The organism is Kocuria subflava, assembly GCF_012163155.1.
Lineage (GTDB): Bacteria > Actinomycetota > Actinomycetes > Actinomycetales > Micrococcaceae > Kocuria > Kocuria subflava.
In genome coordinates this window covers 37,981-53,215 of the sequence record NZ_JAAVUN010000013.1, presented here as the reverse complement: position 1 = coordinate 53,215, position 15,235 = coordinate 37,981, and the positions used below count along the sequence as shown (strand labels likewise).

The 15,235-nt window shown below is 63.7% G+C and carries 13 protein-coding genes; 10 read left to right on the top strand and 3 right to left on the bottom strand.

The features are described from left to right. Window positions 1–94: 94 nt before the first annotated feature. Window positions 95–1,498, top strand: coding sequence for a phenylacetate--CoA ligase family protein (locus GTW58_RS08020; protein ID WP_119932934.1), 1,404 nt, complete (start codon window positions 95–97; stop codon window positions 1,496–1,498). Window positions 1,499–1,537: 39 nt separating this feature from the next. On the opposite strand, the gene GTW58_RS08015 is transcribed toward GTW58_RS08020, so the two are convergent. Beyond that, window positions 1,538–2,179 (bottom strand): YveK family protein, encoded by a 642-nt coding sequence (locus tag GTW58_RS08015; protein WP_119932933.1) that lies wholly within the window; start codon window positions 2,177–2,179, stop codon window positions 1,538–1,540. Window positions 2,180–2,768: 589 nt separating this feature from the next. On the opposite strand from GTW58_RS08015, the gene GTW58_RS08010 reads away from it, so the two are divergent. The 7 genes from GTW58_RS08010 (at window position 2,769) to GTW58_RS07980 (ending at window position 10,273) form a co-directional block, all read left to right on the top strand. Continuing rightward, window positions 2,769–4,259: a hypothetical protein gene (locus GTW58_RS08010; RefSeq protein ID WP_157980483.1), complete on the top strand. Its 1,491-nt coding sequence runs from the start codon at window positions 2,769–2,771 to the stop codon at window positions 4,257–4,259. After that, window positions 4,256–5,407, top strand: coding sequence for a glycosyltransferase family 4 protein (locus GTW58_RS08005; protein WP_119932931.1), 1,152 nt, complete (start codon window positions 4,256–4,258; stop codon window positions 5,405–5,407). Before GTW58_RS08010 ends, GTW58_RS08005 begins: the two co-directional genes overlap by 4 nt. Further along, complete coding sequence (locus tag GTW58_RS08000) at window positions 5,404–6,486, top strand: prenyltransferase/squalene oxidase repeat-containing protein (RefSeq protein ID WP_119932930.1); 1,083 nt, start codon at window positions 5,404–5,406, stop codon at window positions 6,484–6,486. Before GTW58_RS08005 ends, GTW58_RS08000 begins: the two co-directional genes overlap by 4 nt. After that, window positions 6,467–7,318, top strand: coding sequence for a WecB/TagA/CpsF family glycosyltransferase (locus GTW58_RS07995; RefSeq protein WP_119932929.1), 852 nt, complete (start codon window positions 6,467–6,469; stop codon window positions 7,316–7,318). Before GTW58_RS08000 ends, GTW58_RS07995 begins: the two co-directional genes overlap by 20 nt. An 18-nt stretch (window positions 7,319–7,336) precedes the next feature. Continuing rightward, window positions 7,337–8,590 (top strand): lipopolysaccharide biosynthesis protein, encoded by a 1,254-nt coding sequence (locus GTW58_RS07990; RefSeq protein ID WP_156125348.1) that lies wholly within the window; start codon window positions 7,337–7,339, stop codon window positions 8,588–8,590. Window positions 8,591–8,677: 87 nt separating this feature from the next. Next, complete coding sequence (locus GTW58_RS07985; protein WP_047689091.1) at window positions 8,678–9,703, top strand: LLM class flavin-dependent oxidoreductase; 1,026 nt, start codon at window positions 8,678–8,680, stop codon at window positions 9,701–9,703. Window positions 9,704–9,751: 48 nt separating this feature from the next. Beyond that, window positions 9,752–10,273, top strand: a complete 522-nt coding sequence (locus GTW58_RS07980) for a phosphoribosyltransferase (RefSeq protein ID WP_047689087.1) — start codon at window positions 9,752–9,754, stop codon at window positions 10,271–10,273. A gap of 121 nt (window positions 10,274–10,394) precedes the next feature. On the opposite strand, the gene GTW58_RS07975 is transcribed toward GTW58_RS07980, so the two are convergent. Further along, window positions 10,395–11,549, bottom strand: coding sequence for an acetate kinase (locus GTW58_RS07975; protein ID WP_119932928.1), 1,155 nt, complete (start codon window positions 11,547–11,549; stop codon window positions 10,395–10,397). Window positions 11,550–11,771: 222 nt separating this feature from the next. Here GTW58_RS07975 and GTW58_RS07970 point away from each other — a divergent pair, with 222 nt between their 5' ends. Beyond that, entirely contained in the window at window positions 11,772–12,479 is a 708-nt protein-coding gene (locus GTW58_RS07970) for a hypothetical protein (protein WP_156125346.1), read from the top strand. A gap of 184 nt (window positions 12,480–12,663) precedes the next feature. On the opposite strand, the gene pta is transcribed toward GTW58_RS07970, so the two are convergent. Further along, window positions 12,664–14,757: a phosphate acetyltransferase gene (pta, locus tag GTW58_RS07965; protein ID WP_119932927.1), complete on the bottom strand. Its 2,094-nt coding sequence runs from the start codon at window positions 14,755–14,757 to the stop codon at window positions 12,664–12,666. Window positions 14,758–14,890: 133 nt separating this feature from the next. On the opposite strand from pta, the gene GTW58_RS07960 reads away from it, so the two are divergent. Further along, window positions 14,891–15,235 carry a thiamine-binding protein gene (locus tag GTW58_RS07960; RefSeq protein ID WP_047689080.1) on the top strand — a complete coding sequence of 115 codons (345 nt, stop codon included), beginning with the start codon at window positions 14,891–14,893 and terminating at the stop codon, window positions 15,233–15,235.

The window sequence follows — 15,235 nt, the reverse complement described above, 5'->3', positions numbered from 1 at the left end:
TGACCAAAGCCAAGAGATTCAGTGCAGCCCAAGGGGTGCAGCAGCGCGGGGGCCCTCACCTCCCAGCTGAAACCGAGGCTGACAAGGGGAGATCATGATTTCCGTGCGCGAGCGTATTGCGCATCTACCGGCGGAGCAACGGGAGAAGTTTGCTGTCCTGGTGCGAGCCATACCAGTACGTCTGCGCTACGGGCCGGCCTACCGTCGAACCCGCCGCGATATTCTGAAGGCACACTCGGTACCTTTTTGGGGACAAGAAGAACGCCGCCGCCAGTTGATCAAGTTGCTTTCAGTCGCCGCGAGCACGGAATATTACGGTGAACATTTTGATTACGTGGCGCTGAAATCATTCGACCCTCAGGTTGATGACCCCTTCACGGTTTTGGCGCAGCTGCCGGTGTTGACCCGTGCGGCATTATCCGCCAACACCGAGTTGATGATTGCCCCAGCATCCCGATCCACGGTTGAACTGGTGGCAAGCTCCGGAACCTCCGGTAGCCCCATCCTGTTCCACCTGGACAAGGCACGTGGGGCCGGGGAATGGGCTTACGTTCAGAACGCCTGGGAGCAGGACACCGGTTATCAGCTGGATGACTGGCGGCTGTTCCTGCGGGGTGCCGTGGAGTTTGACGAGTCCAAGGACCACTTGGTGCAGGCCACCACCGGGGAAGTGGTGCTGCGCATACAAGCCCTGTCCCCGGAAAAGATCCGGGAGCACTGGAAGCTGGTCACGGATCGCAGCATCCGCTACATCCACGGCTACCCGGCCTCCATCGACTACATGGCGCGCCTGCTGGAAACCCACCTTCCCGACGACGACTGGCGGTATCAGGTCAAGGGCATCCTGGCGGTCTCCGAGGAGTACACACCGGCCCAGGCCGAGACCTTCCGACGGGTCTTCCCCAACGCAAAGGTCTCCAACTTCTACGGGCTCTCCGAACGCACCGTGTTTGCCCCCATGGACCGGGAATGGGTGTTCCACCCGGAGCCTCTCTACGGGATCACCGAAATCCTCAAGGCAGACGGCAGCCCAGCGCAGGTGGGTGAACGTGGACGAATTGTGACAACAGGACTACGCCTGATGGGGCACCCTTTCCTGCGATATGACACCGGTGATTCCGCAGAAGTGGTGGGATTCAACACCTGGGGGGAGCCCACGTTCAAGGACATCAAGGCACGCCGTGGACGCGAAGGCCTGGTCCGCGCAGACGGAACGCTGTTCCCCACCACACCTCTGAACGTTCACGGACACCAGTTCCTGTGTGTGAACAGGTTCAGGTTCCGTCAGGACGAACCCGGGAAGGTGGCTCTCATGGTGGAGCCCTCTGCCCGCGCAACCAGTGAGGACCTCAAGGACTTCTACACCACCATGGTCAGCCGCACCAAGGATCAGGTGGAGCTGAGCTTTGAGGTGGTTGACCGTCTCCAGGTGCCACCCGGGGGCAAAGCCCGGTTGGTGGATCAGAACATCGACGGAGTGGTCAGCACCTGGGCGTGAGCCTGGCTGGGTGGGGGTGCCATCCGGGTCTGGTGCTGCTCAGGCTGCTCGGCGCCCCGAGTTGCGGGGGTGCCCCAGGCTGACGGCCGCAATGACGCCCAACAGGAGACCAACAGCTGCGCCAATCGCGTAGATCAGCGGTGTTGCGATTCCGGAGGGGTTCGCCGGGACGGTTGGCTCACCTGCAGGTATCACCTGGATGTTGTCTCCGGGTTGGGGGTCTCCGGCGGCGTCTGCCAGAGCCTCACGCCATGCGGCTGCTAGCTCGGCTGCCTCTCCTGGGCTGGCCGCACTGGCGGTGACCTCCAATCCAGTGGTGTCCGGGCTTGCCACAACGCGGACGTTCTCCAACAAGATGTCGGTGGGCGTGTCCAGGCCCAGGTCCTGTTTCACCGTGTCAGCCACCACCACGGAGTTACCCAGGGACTCGTATGTTACAGCCCTGGACTTGGCCAGCTCCTCGGCGGCCAGGCGGTCTGTTGCGGTGTCCTGTGCTGCGGTGGCGTGTACCAGGGCCGTGGTCACGGAGCTGTATTGGGGAGCTTGGGTGGCGGAAAACGCAAAGCTCAGGGCCAGGCCCAGAATCAGGCCCAGTACGGGGAGCCACCACCGACGTCGAACGGCACCACCGAGCTCCACTGCGGTGATCTCATTGGTCTCGTACGGTGATTTCTCGCGCAACTTTCGATTCCCCCTGATCGAGTCATGTGCGTGTGTCCCTCGAATTTCCGCAGGTGCAGGACTGGCGGCGCTGCTCTACCTTGCGCCCTCAGTTCGGTGTTGACTTGCGGTCGATCGTCATCTGGACACGTGCTGTGTCGTGAGCTGACGGCGTCCCCAAACGGCCGTAAGCAGGCCCCATGCTAGCCCTCCGGTCTGCTTGAATCAGGAAAATACATACTGTTACTGCGACCTACCTCCACTTGTGTGGACATTATTGGCCTCACGTTCAGTCAGGCTCAACTGCCGTGCCACCATGGCTTGAGCACCGCCCCGGGCACACGTCAGGTCTGCACATCGAGGACTGGGAGCAGGAAGCCTGAGGTCTTGGGGAAGACCTTTTCCAGACCCTGCTCAGCGTGAGCGCCATGGCGCCTCGGATTATGTGAGCGCCATGGCGCCTCGGATTATGTGGGCGCCCGGGTGTCGGGACCATCCGGTGATGATGCCTTGAGCGAACTGGGCGTCACAGCGGAGTTCAGCGTTGATGGGGGCGCAAGACGCAAGAGTTGTTTGGGGCGCAGGACGCAAGATTGGGGGAGATTTCGCCTTGGTAGAACCAGCCACATCGGTTGAGCTGGCCCGAGTGGTCACAGTGATGGCTGCTGTGTTCACAGTTGGTCTGGCCCTGTTGATCATGGCACTGGCCGCCTGCAAGTACCCCAAGGTCACAGCTGGAATCCTGGTCATGCTGACCATGCTGTCCCAGACGCTGCAGACCGTCTCCGGAGTCAACGCGCTTGGCTACGGTGATGAGCTGGGGATCCTGTTGGCCGTGGTGCTGTTCACCGGACGCCGGTTGGTCCTGCGTGGTTCCATCCGGTTCTACCCTGCGTTGTGGTTCTTTCTTGCCTTCGCCGTTCTGGGCGTGATCAGCAGCGTGGTGCAGTCAGTTCCTCTCAGCACCATGGCCTTGGGCGCGTTTCTGTTCCTCAAAGGACCCATGCTTGGATTCGCAGTGGCCCAGTTGGACTGGCGGCGTGAGGATCTGCCCAACGTTGTGCGCGCCGGAGTGTTCTTTGTTGTCTTCGTGTTGGCAGCTTCTGCAATCAACGCTGTTGCGCCAGGCCCGTGGAACGCGTGGATTGGTCGCATGGCCACCATCACGGAGCGCGCTGGTTTCACCAGCTTAACAGGGCCTTTCGACCACCCTGTGGGTCTCGGTACAACCATGTCCATGGCTTTCCTGGCGATTCTGCTTTATCGCCATCTGATCAGAAAAAATGCCTTGAGCCTGGCACTGTTGATTGCAACGGGTCTTGCCTGCATTGCTGCATTCCGGAGGAAGTCGATCGCTGCTGCGGCCGTGACGGCCATCAGCATGCGGGCCATGCTCCCTGGGCTCAAGGCGTTGTACCTGACTGCGCTGGGGGTGTTGTTGCCCGTGGCGCTCGTTCTGGGGTGGGAGCCTCTGACTGCGGTGGTGGTCAGTACGTACCAGGAGTACACGGCCAATGTTGCCGAGACTGCTCGTGTTCGCATGACCCTGGATGCCATCACTCTGACCGTGTCGGCTTTTCCCCTGGGTGTGGGGTTCGGTCGATTCGCGTCCTTCACCGCAGGTGACCACTACAGTCCCCTTTACGAGGACCTGGGATACCAGTGGATCTACGGCATGGGCCCAGGAGACCGAGGTGGGTTTCTCTCCGACACTTTCTGGCCTGCGCCGATTGCCGAGGCCGGGATCCTGGGTGCCCTCTGTTATGCAGGCGCCTTGTATCTGTTGGCTGTCACGGGTTGGCGTCTCATGCGGAGGTCACCGCACGCACATGTTCGGTGGGTGGGGGCTGTGACCGTGGCATGGTTTATCACCCTGGGAATCGAATCCGTGGTGGCACCTGTGTTCGTGTCACCACCTATGTTTGCCCTGCCGTTCGTGGCTGCTGGGATCGCCACCGCCTTGAGCTCCACGCCCCGCCAGACACGGGAACCGCTGCCGGCGACGCCGTGGGCAGCTGGGCCACGTGAGGGCAGCCAGGAGCTGCTGCCGTGGGCAACTGGGGAGTTGAAGGTTGTTGAGCGTACCGGGGGGCAACCATGAGGATTCGCATCGTGGGACCAGGCCCGGGATCCGCCGGTGGGATCGGCGTGATGGCCGGTTACTTGCAGAGCACACACTCCACACGGACCACTCTGGAATTCGTCGAGTCCGGGGGAGCGCCGGCCCCCACGGCGCTGCGACTGATGAGGTTTGCCCGTGCCCTGCTCCAGGCGGCCACGGCTGACTCTGCTGAGGTGTGGGTTCTTGCAGTGTCCTCCGGGGGCAGCACCTGGAGGAAGTTGATGGTGAGTGCGATCCTGCGAGCACGCAAGGTGCCATACGTGGTCCACCTCCACAGTGGTGGCTATCCAGAGTTTTTCCGCACGCTGAGGCCTGTCCTCCAAAGAGGTGTGCTTGGGCTCTACCGAAACGCGGCATTGGTGGCAGTTCTTGGGCGGGGGTGGGGTGACTACGTCCAGAAAGATTTGGGAGTGCTGCCGTCGCGTACGTTCCAAATGCCCAATGCCGTGCCGGGGCCGGATCGTATCGGTGTGCGCCAATCGCCCGTCAAGGTTCTCTTCGCCGGCCGAGTCGGGGCTCGGAAGGGGGCTGACTCCCTGCTGGAGGCATGGTCCCGCATGGAAACGGTGGGGCGGGCCGTCCTGGTCTTGGCAGGAGACGTGGATGATCCGGACGGGCAGATCACGACCCTGGTGGAATCTGCCCGGGACGTTCAAACCACTGGTTGGTTGGGCCCTGCGGCAATGGTGGAACAGATGGAGCACGCACAGATCTTGGTGCTGCCCAGCTTGGCGGAAAACTTGCCACTGTCACTGCTTGAAGGCATGGCCTGGGGCTTGGCACCCGTGGTCACTCCGGTGGGTGCAGTTCCTGAGGTTGTTCAAGACGGTCAGAACGGTCTGCTGGTGCCGGTCGGTGACGTCGATGCCCTGCGTGCAGCATTGGACCGCCTGATCTCCGATGCGGACCAACGGTCCCGAATCGCCACATCAGCTCGCCATGTGTGGGCAGAAAGGTACTCACTGTCCACATACCGCCCACGGTTCGACGACATGGTGGAAAAGGCGGCCCACATGCACGGCCAGCAGCAACGGACGCCGAAGGGGCGTCGTCGTTCTCGGTCACGGTGGGCCACTCGTGGAGGGACAGCCAGCCGTGGTGTATTCCGAAAGGGGAAACGGTCATGATTCCTCCCATCGATTTGGGGGCTGAACTGCACACTGAGGTCCGTGAGGCAGCAAAGCGGGCTTTCCGCTTTGCGCAGGTGCGTGAGTTTGCCGGGACGGACCCGTATGACGGTCTGCTCTCACCCCACGCCAAGCACCTCCGGGGACGGAGACCGCGCCAGGCCTGGGTGCAGGCGCACAAACGTGCGGGGCAGTGGCTGCGGGACCTGACTGATGTGCCCGTGGTGCGGATGACCAAGGGGATGGCGCTGTTTGCCCATGCGGCGGTGCTCATGGGTGATCAAGGCCAGGCTGATCAGCTGGTGGACCGGATTCTGAGTGAGCGAGGGTCCGGCCCGTGGGGTTATGAGTTCGACGTCCAGACCAGATGGGCGTTCTACCCGGCCGGAAGTCCCAACGTGGTGGCCACAACTTTTGCGCTGCGGGCATTCCAAGCCACCGGGCGGCTGGATGAAGTCAGTCCGGAGGTCACGCGGTGGCTGCAGGGGCAGTTCCACAACGGGTACTTCCGCTACACCACCACCTCCGAGCGCTTGGTGCACAACGGCTCCCTGCTGGCGGCTGAGTCGCTGGCCATGCTGGGCGGAGATGCCACCAAGATCCAGAGTGCCATCAACCGGACGGTGGCCGCCCAGATGCCGGATGGATCCTGGTCCTACGGGGTGGGGCCGGGGCTGGAATGGGTGGACAGTTTCCACACCATCTACAACCTTGATTCCCTGTGGGCGCTTGAGCAGGCAGGATTCGACACAGGGGAGGCGATACCGGAAGGCCTGCGGTACTGGGCGGAGAACTGCCTGGATGCAGACGGCCTCCCGCTGTATTACGCAAACGATCAGAAGACATCCCAGGACGTGCACAACGTGGCCACCACCGTGGGTTTTCTGGCCCGCGCGGCGCAACGGGGTTGGGGAACCCCGGATCCGCGCCCGGCCGTGAAGCACCTGCTGGGTTTGCAAGGCGATGACGGTGGCTTCCGCAGTTTGGGGTCGGGGCTGCCGCACATGAGATGGAACCAGGGTCACGCCACGTTGGCCCTGGCCGGATGGGGGAACAGCAATGAGTCTGCCGGCTCGTGACAAAGAATTCGAACACGGCCCGCAGGCCGAGCCCACGCTGAACCGTGGATTGCCGCGCGATGGCAGGGCCAAGCGGCGCGACGTCATGGGAGTGGGGATCGACCCCCTGACCATGGAACAGACTGTGGACAAACTCAAGGGGTTGATGACCGACGGCGGTCACCACAACCACCTGTCCATCAACGCCGCCAAGATTGTCTCCGCCAAGGAGAACCCTGCCAAGCAGTCCGAGTTCAACGCTGCCGATGTGGTCAGCGCTGACGGGCAGGCCGTGGTGTGGGCCTCCAAGCTGCTGGGCCGTCCGGTGCCTGAGCGGGTGGCCGGTATTGATCTGATGAACCGCCTGGTGGATCTCTCCGCCCAGGAAGGTCAGCGGATCTACCTGTTGGGCGCCCGCCCGGAAGTGCTGGCGGCGGTCCAGGAGGACTTCACCCGCCGTGGCGCCAACATTGTGGGCATCCATGACGGCTACTGGCGCAAACAGGGCAAAACCGATCAGGACATGGCCCGGGAAATCGGTTCCATGGACGTGGACATTCTGTTTGTGGCCATCCCCTCGCCCATGAAGGAAGACTTCATCTACGGTCAGCGCGATGCCATGGGCGTGGGTGTCTGTGTGGGTGTGGGTGGCTCTTTCGACGTCGTCGCCGGGCAGACCAAACGGGCGCCTAAACTGATGCAGAAAATGGGCATGGAATGGGCTTTCCGCCTGGCCATGGAACCCAAGCGCATGTTCAAGCGCTACGCCGTGGGCAACACCAAGTTCCTGTGGTACCTGGCCAAGGACCGGGCAAACGGGATGCCACTGACGGGCAGGTTGATGCGGAAGTGACTGAGGACAACTCCACTCGTGGCAGGTGATCGGCGCGGGAGAGCCCGCCTCCAGTCCCTGATGGTGCTGGGGATCCGGGTGGGTGGTGCCGCACTGCAAATGGCCCTGGTGGCCGTTGTGGCACTGCGCTTCTCCGTGGAGGACGTGGGCCTGAACGGACTGTTGTGGTCTGTGGCCCTGGTGGCCCGCATGTCCGGAACCTTTGGTCTGGACACCTCCGGCATTCGCGAACAGGCACCGCTGTGGGCCGCCAATGACCGCAGGCGGGCCCGCATGCTGGTCCGGCGTGATGCCCGCACGGTCACCCGGATCTGGTTGGTGATCGGCTTGATGGCGGTGGCGGTCACCGTGGCCGGCGAGCTCATGGGCCATCCCACCCGATGGGTGTTGGCCTTCTGGGCCGTGGCTGCCGCCTCCGCGTTCGGACGTCTGTTCATGGTCCAACGCATGGCCAAACAGCAACCTGTGGCGGGGCAGTTCCTGGAATCAGTGGCACTGCCGTTGCTGGGGTTGGTGGCTGCCCTGCTGGCTTCGGTCACGCGACCGGAACTGCTGATCCCAGGCCAGGTGGCGGCATTCGTGATCATTGCGGTCATCATGTGGTGGATCTCCCCGGCCCCTGGCCGCAGGCTCTCCCACTACCGGGCCCTGGGCATTGAGATCCCCCGCACACCGTGGCGCATGGCCCTCCCCCTGGGCCTGGGCGCCACCTTGACCGCCCTGTGCGTGCGCGGGCCCATGTTCGTGCTCTCCGCCCGCTCCCTGGCGGTGGCCGGTACCTACGACGTCGCACAGCGCATCCAGTCCGCAGGCGCCATGGGCACCTCTGCGGTGTCCACGGTGTTCGGGCCGAGGATCGCGGTGGCGGTGCGGGACCGGGCCGCGCTGCGCAAACTCGTGGTGGAGGCCGCCGTGGCCTCGGCCGTGCTGCCCGCCCTGTTGTTGGCCTTCCTGCTGCTGGTGGGTGAGGGCGCACTGGTGGAGCTGCTGGGTGAGGACTACCGGGGGACGTGGGGGGCCGCCGTCGTTCTGGTGATCTCCACGCTGATCAACGCCACCACCTCTGCCACCAGCAATGTGCTGATGATGGGTGGACACGAACGCTGGTTCATGCGGATCAGTGGCGTGCAGCTGGTGCTGGTGGTGGGCGGAGCCTGGCTCAGTGGCGCTGACACGGCGCTGGCGGTGGCCTGTTGGGTGCTGGGTGGGGAAGTGTTCCGGTCGGCGTGCATGACGGCGGGATACGTGATGCACAGTCGGAGGTTGACGTGAGAGCGGCTCGTACCCAAAGCTAGGTGACACGTCACTTAAACTAAGGCAGAATGGTGATGTCCGGCCACCCCTGAACTGGAGCACATCATGCAGCTTGGTCTCAACACCTTTGGCGACGTCCACCCCGGCGCTGACGGTCAACCCATCTCCCAGGCCCAAGTCCTGCGGCACGTGGTGGAACAAGGCCGGCTGGCCGACCAGGTGGGGCTGGATTTCTTTGGTGTGGGGGAACACCACCGCGCGGACTACGCCGTTTCCGTCCCGGACACCGTGTTGGCAGGGCTTGCCACCACCACGGAGAACATTCGTCTGGGCAGTGCCGTGACCGTGCTGTCCTCCGAGGACCCCGTGCGGGTCTACCAGCGTTTTGCCACGGTGGACGCGCTCTCCAACGGTCGGGCGGAAGCCATCCTGGGGCGTGGTTCCTTCACCGAGTCCTTCCCGTTGTTCGGCTACGCGCTGGAGGACTACGAGGACCTGTTCGCCCAGAAACTTGAACTGTTCACCCGCCTGCAGCAGGAGGGTCCCATCACCTGGGAGGGTGGTCTGCGCGCCGCCATCAACGGGATCGAGGTCTTCCCCAAGACCGAAACCGGGCGGCTTCCGGCATGGATCGCCGTGGGAGGTTCCCCGAATTCGGTGGTGCGCGCCGCCCATTACCAACTGCCCGTGATCTTTGCGATCATCGGCGGCAGCCCCCTGGGGTTCAAGCCCTTTGCCGATCACTACCGACGGGCTCTGGAGCACTTTGGAAAGCCCGAGCTGCCCATTGCGTGGCACTCACCCGGCTACATCGCAGAAACCGACCAGCAGGCCCGGGACGAGTTCTTCCCGGCCTTTGCCGCCAACCACGACGTCATTGGGCGTGAACGCGGATGGCCCGCCCTGCAGCGCTCCGACTTTGATGCCATGTGCGGCCCAAAAGGCGCCTACTACGTTGGCTCCCCGGAGACCGTGGCCCGCAAGATCGCGGCTCATCAGAAGGTTCTGGGTGCTCAGCGGTTTGACCTCAAATACTCGGTGGGGCCGTTGACCCACGATCGGATGCAACGCTCCATCGAGTTGTTCGGCACCCAGGTGGCACCCCTGGTGGAGGACATGCTGGCCGGCTGAGGCATACGCCAGATGACTCCTGACTGCCGCATGCCCTAACGTGGCGGCATGGCTTATCACGCGGATTCCACTGACCTCAACACCAAAGATGTCCTCACCTGGCAGGGCTTTGGCGATGCCGTCCGGCAGCAGGCCCAGACCATTGCGGACAGCGGCTTCCAGCCGGACCTGATCATTGGAGTGGCCCGCGGAGGCCTGGTGCCCGCAGGTGCCCTGTCCTACGCCATGGGCGTCAAGCTGATTGATGCCGTCAACGTCGAGTTCTACACGGACGTCCACGAGACCCTGCCCGATCCCGTCCTGCTGGCACCCATGCTGGACGTGGATTCCATTCGGGGCCGCAAGGTTCTGGTGGTCGACGACGTCGCCGACTCCGGGCGCACACTGGCCCTTGTGCTGGAACTGCTCTCCGGATTCGGGGCAGACTGCCGCAGCGCGGTGATCTACTCCAAACCGCGGTCCATTGTGGAGCCGGACTACATCTGGAAGTCCACGGATGAATGGATTGTGTTCCCGTGGTCGGACCAGCCGCCGGTGGTGGCCTCTGGTGCTGACGCCCAAGACAGTTGAGCGATGATTTGGTCCGGTGATCTGCGCTGAGAAGTGATGTGTGCCGCCCATCAGCTCTGATGGGCGGCACACATCACTTCTCAGCGGGGGCTGGCGCGCAATGAGCGGAAGCAGTCGCCGGTCAGTTGCTCACCAGCTGCGCGGTGGCCTCTGCGATGGCACGTTCCTCATCCGTGGGGACCACCAGCACCTCCAAGGTGGAATCCGCCGTGGAGATCCGGCGCACCTGGTCATTGCGGACCGAATTGGCCTCCGGATCCAGCGTGGTGCCCAAAGCGCCCAGGTGATTCACCACCAGCTGGCGGAAGGTGTCCGAGTTCTCCCCGATGCCTGCGGTGAAGATCAAGGCCCGTGCACCGCCCACGGCCACGTGGTACCCGCCGATGTACTTGGCCAGGCGGTAGGCAGCCATTTCGAGTGCCAACTGCGCACCGGCATCCCCGGCAGCAGCAGCGTCCTCCACAGCACGCATGTCCGAGTGACCCGCAATCGCCTTCAGCCCGGACTGCTTGTTCATCAGATCGTCCAGGTGCTGGGCGGTCATCTCCGGGTCCCGGCGGAGCATGGCGGTGATGATGGACGGATCAAAATCGCCCGTTCGGGTTCCCATGACCAGGCCGGCCAGGGGTGTGAATCCCATGGAGGTGTCATAGGACTCGCCGTTCTTGATGGCGGTCACGGAAGCACCGTTGCCCAGGTGGGCCACCACGGCGTTGAAGTCATCGCGGGCAACACCCAGGTGTTCGGCGGCCAGGCCGGTCACAAAATCGTGCGAAGTCCCGTGGAAGCCGTAACGGCGTACGCCGTACTCCTCGTACAACTCATTCGGCAGGGCGTAGCGCCATGCGTGTTCCGGCATGGACCGGTGGAAGGCCGTGTCAAAAACACAGACCTGGGGCATGTCCGGCCACTTCTTCTGAATGGCGCGCAACCCCAGTGCGTGAGCCGGGTTGTGCAGGGGTGCCAGCGGGGAGAGGCGTTCCACGGCACGGATGATCTCGTTGTCCACCAGAACTGGCTGGGAGAAGCGCTCGCCACCGTGGACCACGCGGTGACCTGCGGCATCGATGGTGCGATCCCCCAGTTCTTCTTCCAGGCGCTCGGCCAGGATGTCCAAGGCCTGGGTGTGATCCTGAATCTCGGACGTCCCGATGTTCTCGATCAGGCCCTTGGTGACCACCGTGCCGCCGTCGGTGTCGGCTTGGCCCGGTTCCGGCATCTCCCGGACCTGGTACTTGATGGAGGACGAGCCGCAGTTGACGACCAAAATCAGCATGGGTGACTACTTCCTGCGCGCCTGATCGGCCCGCTGTGTGGAGCGGAGTTGCCTCCATTGTGTCAGTCAGATCCGCGCTGGCCCCAGGCGTACGGCGGGGTTGACCTCTGTTGTTTGGAGGCGTTCGCCACGTGTTGATCGGAAGTGTTCGCCACGTGTGATGAACCGGCGGTTATCCACAGGGGCTGCCGGAACACGGTGCTCCGGTGGCAGGGTCGATCCATGGACTCGGGCATCTACTCGCTGGCGGACCTGCGTGAACGTGGATTGGACAGGCAGCGCCTGAATGCCCTCCTTGAAGGTGGCTCACTCACGCGGTTGCGCAAAGGTTGGTATGCCACGGCTCGGGCAGCGGCGCCCGTGGCCAGGGCCGTGGCGTTGGGCGGGACCCTGGGTTGCCTCAGCGGTTGTGAACAGCACGGAATCTGGACACCGAATCGGCAGCTGCACGTCATGCTCAATCCGGGAGTTCCCCGGCCTGCCGTAGCTGGGGTCCAACTCCATCGGCTGACCCGGGCCACGCATGCACCGCTGGCGCCCGTCATGGACGGTTTGCGGGAGGCCATCGCGCGCCACGATGTGGAGACCGGCCTGATCGTGACGGAATCTGCCGTGAACCTGGGGCTGATCGGAGAACCAGCGGCCAGGGACCTGCTGGGTTCGGCCCCTGCAGCCAAACGGGCATCCTTGACGCACTTCATGCTGGGCGCGGGATCCGGAAGCGAGACCCGGGTGAGACTCTTCCTGCAACAGCGTCGGTTCACGGTGAGACCACAGGTCTTCATCCCTGGCGTGGGGCGCGTTGACCTTCTGGTGGGTGAGTCCCTGATCATCGAGTGCGACAGCGAACAACACCACGCAGCGGGGGCACGCTACCGCATGGACCGAGTGCGCGATCTGGCCTCCGGGGACTTGGCTACACCACCATGAGGCTGAGCTACGACCAGATTTGGTACCACTGGGAGCAGGCTCAGCGCAGCGTGCTTGCCGAATTGGCCACGGGAAGACACCGCCGGGCACCCGTTCCCCGGGTTTAGTGCACCAACCTTATGTATGCGTGGAGACAGGCCTGTCAGGGGTCTGTCTCCACGCATACATAAGGTTGGTGCGGAGGTCACATGGTCTGGGCCTGGATGGCCGTGATGGCCACGGTGTTCACAATGTCCTCCACGGTGCAGCCACGCGAAAGATCGTTGACCGGCTTGCGCAGACCCTGCAGGACGGGGCCCACCGCCACTGCGCCGGCCGACTGCTGCACGGCCTTGTACGTGTTGTTACCGGTGTTGAGATCCGGGAACACGAACACCGTGGCCTGTCCTGCCACCGATGACTCCGGCAGCTTGGACTTGGCGATGGAGGCATCCACGGCTGCGTCGTACTGGATGGGTCCTTCGACGGCAAAGTCCGGGCTGGTGGCCTTGACGATCTCCGTGGCTTCGCGCACGCGTTCCACGTCCTCGCCGGAACCGGAACCGCCGGTCGAGTAGGACAGCATGGCAACGCGCGGATCCACGCCAAAGGCTCTGGCGGTGGCAGCTGAAGCCACCGCAATGTCTGCCAGCTGCTCCGCGTTCGGGTTGGGGTTCACGGCGCAGTCGCCGTAGACCAGCACCCGGTCCTCCAGGCACATGAAGAACACGGAGGAGACGATCTTCACGCCCTCGGCAGTCTTCACGAACTCCAGGGCAGGGCGGATGGTGTTGGCCGTGGTGTGGGCAGCACCGGAGACCATGCCGTCCACATCTCCCAGCTGAACCATCATGGTGCCGAAGTAGGAACCGTCCCGCATCCGGTCCACGGCTACGTCCTTGGTCACGCCCTTGTGCTTGCGGTACTCCACGTAGGCATCGGCGTAACGGTCAATGAGTTCGGCGTCATTGCGGTAGTCCACAAGGTCCAGGCCGTCATCCTCGAAGTTCAGGTTGATGCCCTGGGAGTCGCAGATCCGGCGCACCTCCTCCGGGCTGCCCAGGATGGTGAGATCGCAGAAGTTCCGGCGGTGGATGATTTCTGCCGCGCGCAGCACGCGGGGGTCATCGCCTTCTGGAAGAACAATGTTCTTGCGGTCCGAGCGGGCTGCTTCCACCAGGTCGTGCAGGAACCGCAACGGGGTGCGGCGCACCGGGCGTTCCAGGTCCAGGCGGGACACCAGTTCGTCAACGTCGATCCGACGGGACCACTCACCCAGGGCTGCGGCGGCCTTACGGGGGCTGCGGTTGCTCAGGCGACCGCGCGTACGTGCCACGCGCTTGGCCGCCTTGTAGGTGTCCTGCTCCGTGGTCAGGACGGGGAAGGGCGCGGTCTGGATGAACGACTGAACCAGCTCACCGGGAAGCAGGCCACCGGTCAGCAACATGCCGGCCGGGGTGGGGCGTTCGGGGGAGAGTGCCGAGGCCAGGCAGGACATCAGAACATCCGAGCGGTCTCCCGGGACGATCACCAGTTCGCCTTCAACCAGCTGATCCAGGAAGTGCTCCACGGTCATGGCCGCGATCTTCACACCCTGGATGTCACGGTCCAGGGGCACTGCTGCCAGGTCGGTTCCGAACCCGGCCTCATCCACCAGTTCCTCAATCGTGGGGCTGGACACCGCGGGAAGTTCCGGGATCACGTAGACGGGCAGGTGGTGCTGGCCGCGCGGAGCCTTCTGCGTGACTTCATCCACCCACTCCACGGGGCAGCGGTTGACCATGATGGCAAAGATGTCGCACTTGGCTTCCCGCAATTCAGTCCGGGAAACCTCCACGGCGTTGAGCAACTGCTGGGGGTCCTCCGTCTGATTGCCGCCGATCACGGCCAGCACGGAGCACCCCATGTTGTTGGCCAACCGCGCGTTGAGATCGAACTCTGCAATGGCGGCGTTGTGGGCGATCATGTCCGTGCCGTCCACCACGATCACATCGCAATGGGTGGCCATTTCCGTGTAGATGGCCACGGCCTGGGAGTCCAGGTCGTCGTAGTTGCCCGTGGCCAGGATCTCCCGGGTCTGCTCCAGGGAAACGGCGCCCCGGCAGCGCTCCGGCGGGAGTTCAAAGGTCTCCGCCATGAGCTGCAGAAGGGGGTCCTCCTGTGGGGTGGTTCCCATATGGACCGGGCGGAAGAAGCCCACGCGGTCAGAGTTCTTGAACAGGGTGTCCATCAGTCCCAGTGCCACCAGAGACTTGCCGGACAGCGGTGTCATGGCGCTGAGATAAATGCCGTTGGTCACGCGAGTGCTCCTCTTCCGCGGGCGGGTTCGGGTCCGCCGAACAGCCTATCCGCCACATCACATGCGCCGCTGCGAGTTGCCCTGCGTTCCGAGCCCCCTCCCCTCACCCAATCCCCAGTGGGAGGATGGAGGCATGATCGTTGCTTTTTCCGTTTCACCCATGGGTGGCCACAACCCGGATGCCTCCGTGCACGACGCCGTTGCCGCCGCCGTCCAGATCGTCCGGGACTCCGGTTTGCCGCACCGCACGGATTCCATGTTCACCTCCATTGAGGGGGAGTGGGATGAGGTCATGGACGTGGTCAAACGTGCCACGGAGGCGGTGGGGCGGTTTGGTCCGCGCGTCTCCCTGGTTCTCAAAGCAGACATCCGCCCTGGTCACACTGGGGAAATGACCGGCAAGATCGAGCGCCTGGAAGCAGCCATGGAGCGCCAGGCTCTGGAGGGGCAACCGAGCCCGGGGGCCATCGAAGGGTGA

What these genes read in the sequence shown, in the direction of transcription:
- GTW58_RS08020 (WP_119932934.1), top strand. Translation starts at nt 95, where the DNA reads ATGATTTCCGTGCGCGAGCGTATTGCGCATCTACCGGCGGAGCAACGG.
- GTW58_RS08005 (WP_119932931.1), top strand. Translation starts at nt 4,256, where the DNA reads ATGAGGATTCGCATCGTGGGACCAGGCCCGGGATCCGCCGGTGGGATC.
- GTW58_RS08000 (WP_119932930.1), top strand. Translation starts at nt 5,404, where the DNA reads ATGATTCCTCCCATCGATTTGGGGGCTGAACTGCACACTGAGGTCCGT.
- GTW58_RS07995 (WP_119932929.1), top strand. Translation starts at nt 6,467, where the DNA reads ATGAGTCTGCCGGCTCGTGACAAAGAATTCGAACACGGCCCGCAGGCC.
- GTW58_RS07985 (WP_047689091.1), top strand. Translation starts at nt 8,678, where the DNA reads ATGCAGCTTGGTCTCAACACCTTTGGCGACGTCCACCCCGGCGCTGAC.
- GTW58_RS07980 (WP_047689087.1), top strand. Translation starts at nt 9,752, where the DNA reads ATGGCTTATCACGCGGATTCCACTGACCTCAACACCAAAGATGTCCTC.
- GTW58_RS07975 (WP_119932928.1), bottom strand. Translation starts at nt 11,549, where the DNA reads ATGCTGATTTTGGTCGTCAACTGCGGCTCGTCCTCCATCAAGTACCAG.
- GTW58_RS07970 (WP_156125346.1), top strand. Translation starts at nt 11,772, where the DNA reads ATGGACTCGGGCATCTACTCGCTGGCGGACCTGCGTGAACGTGGATTG.
- GTW58_RS07960 (WP_047689080.1), top strand. Translation starts at nt 14,891, where the DNA reads ATGATCGTTGCTTTTTCCGTTTCACCCATGGGTGGCCACAACCCGGAT.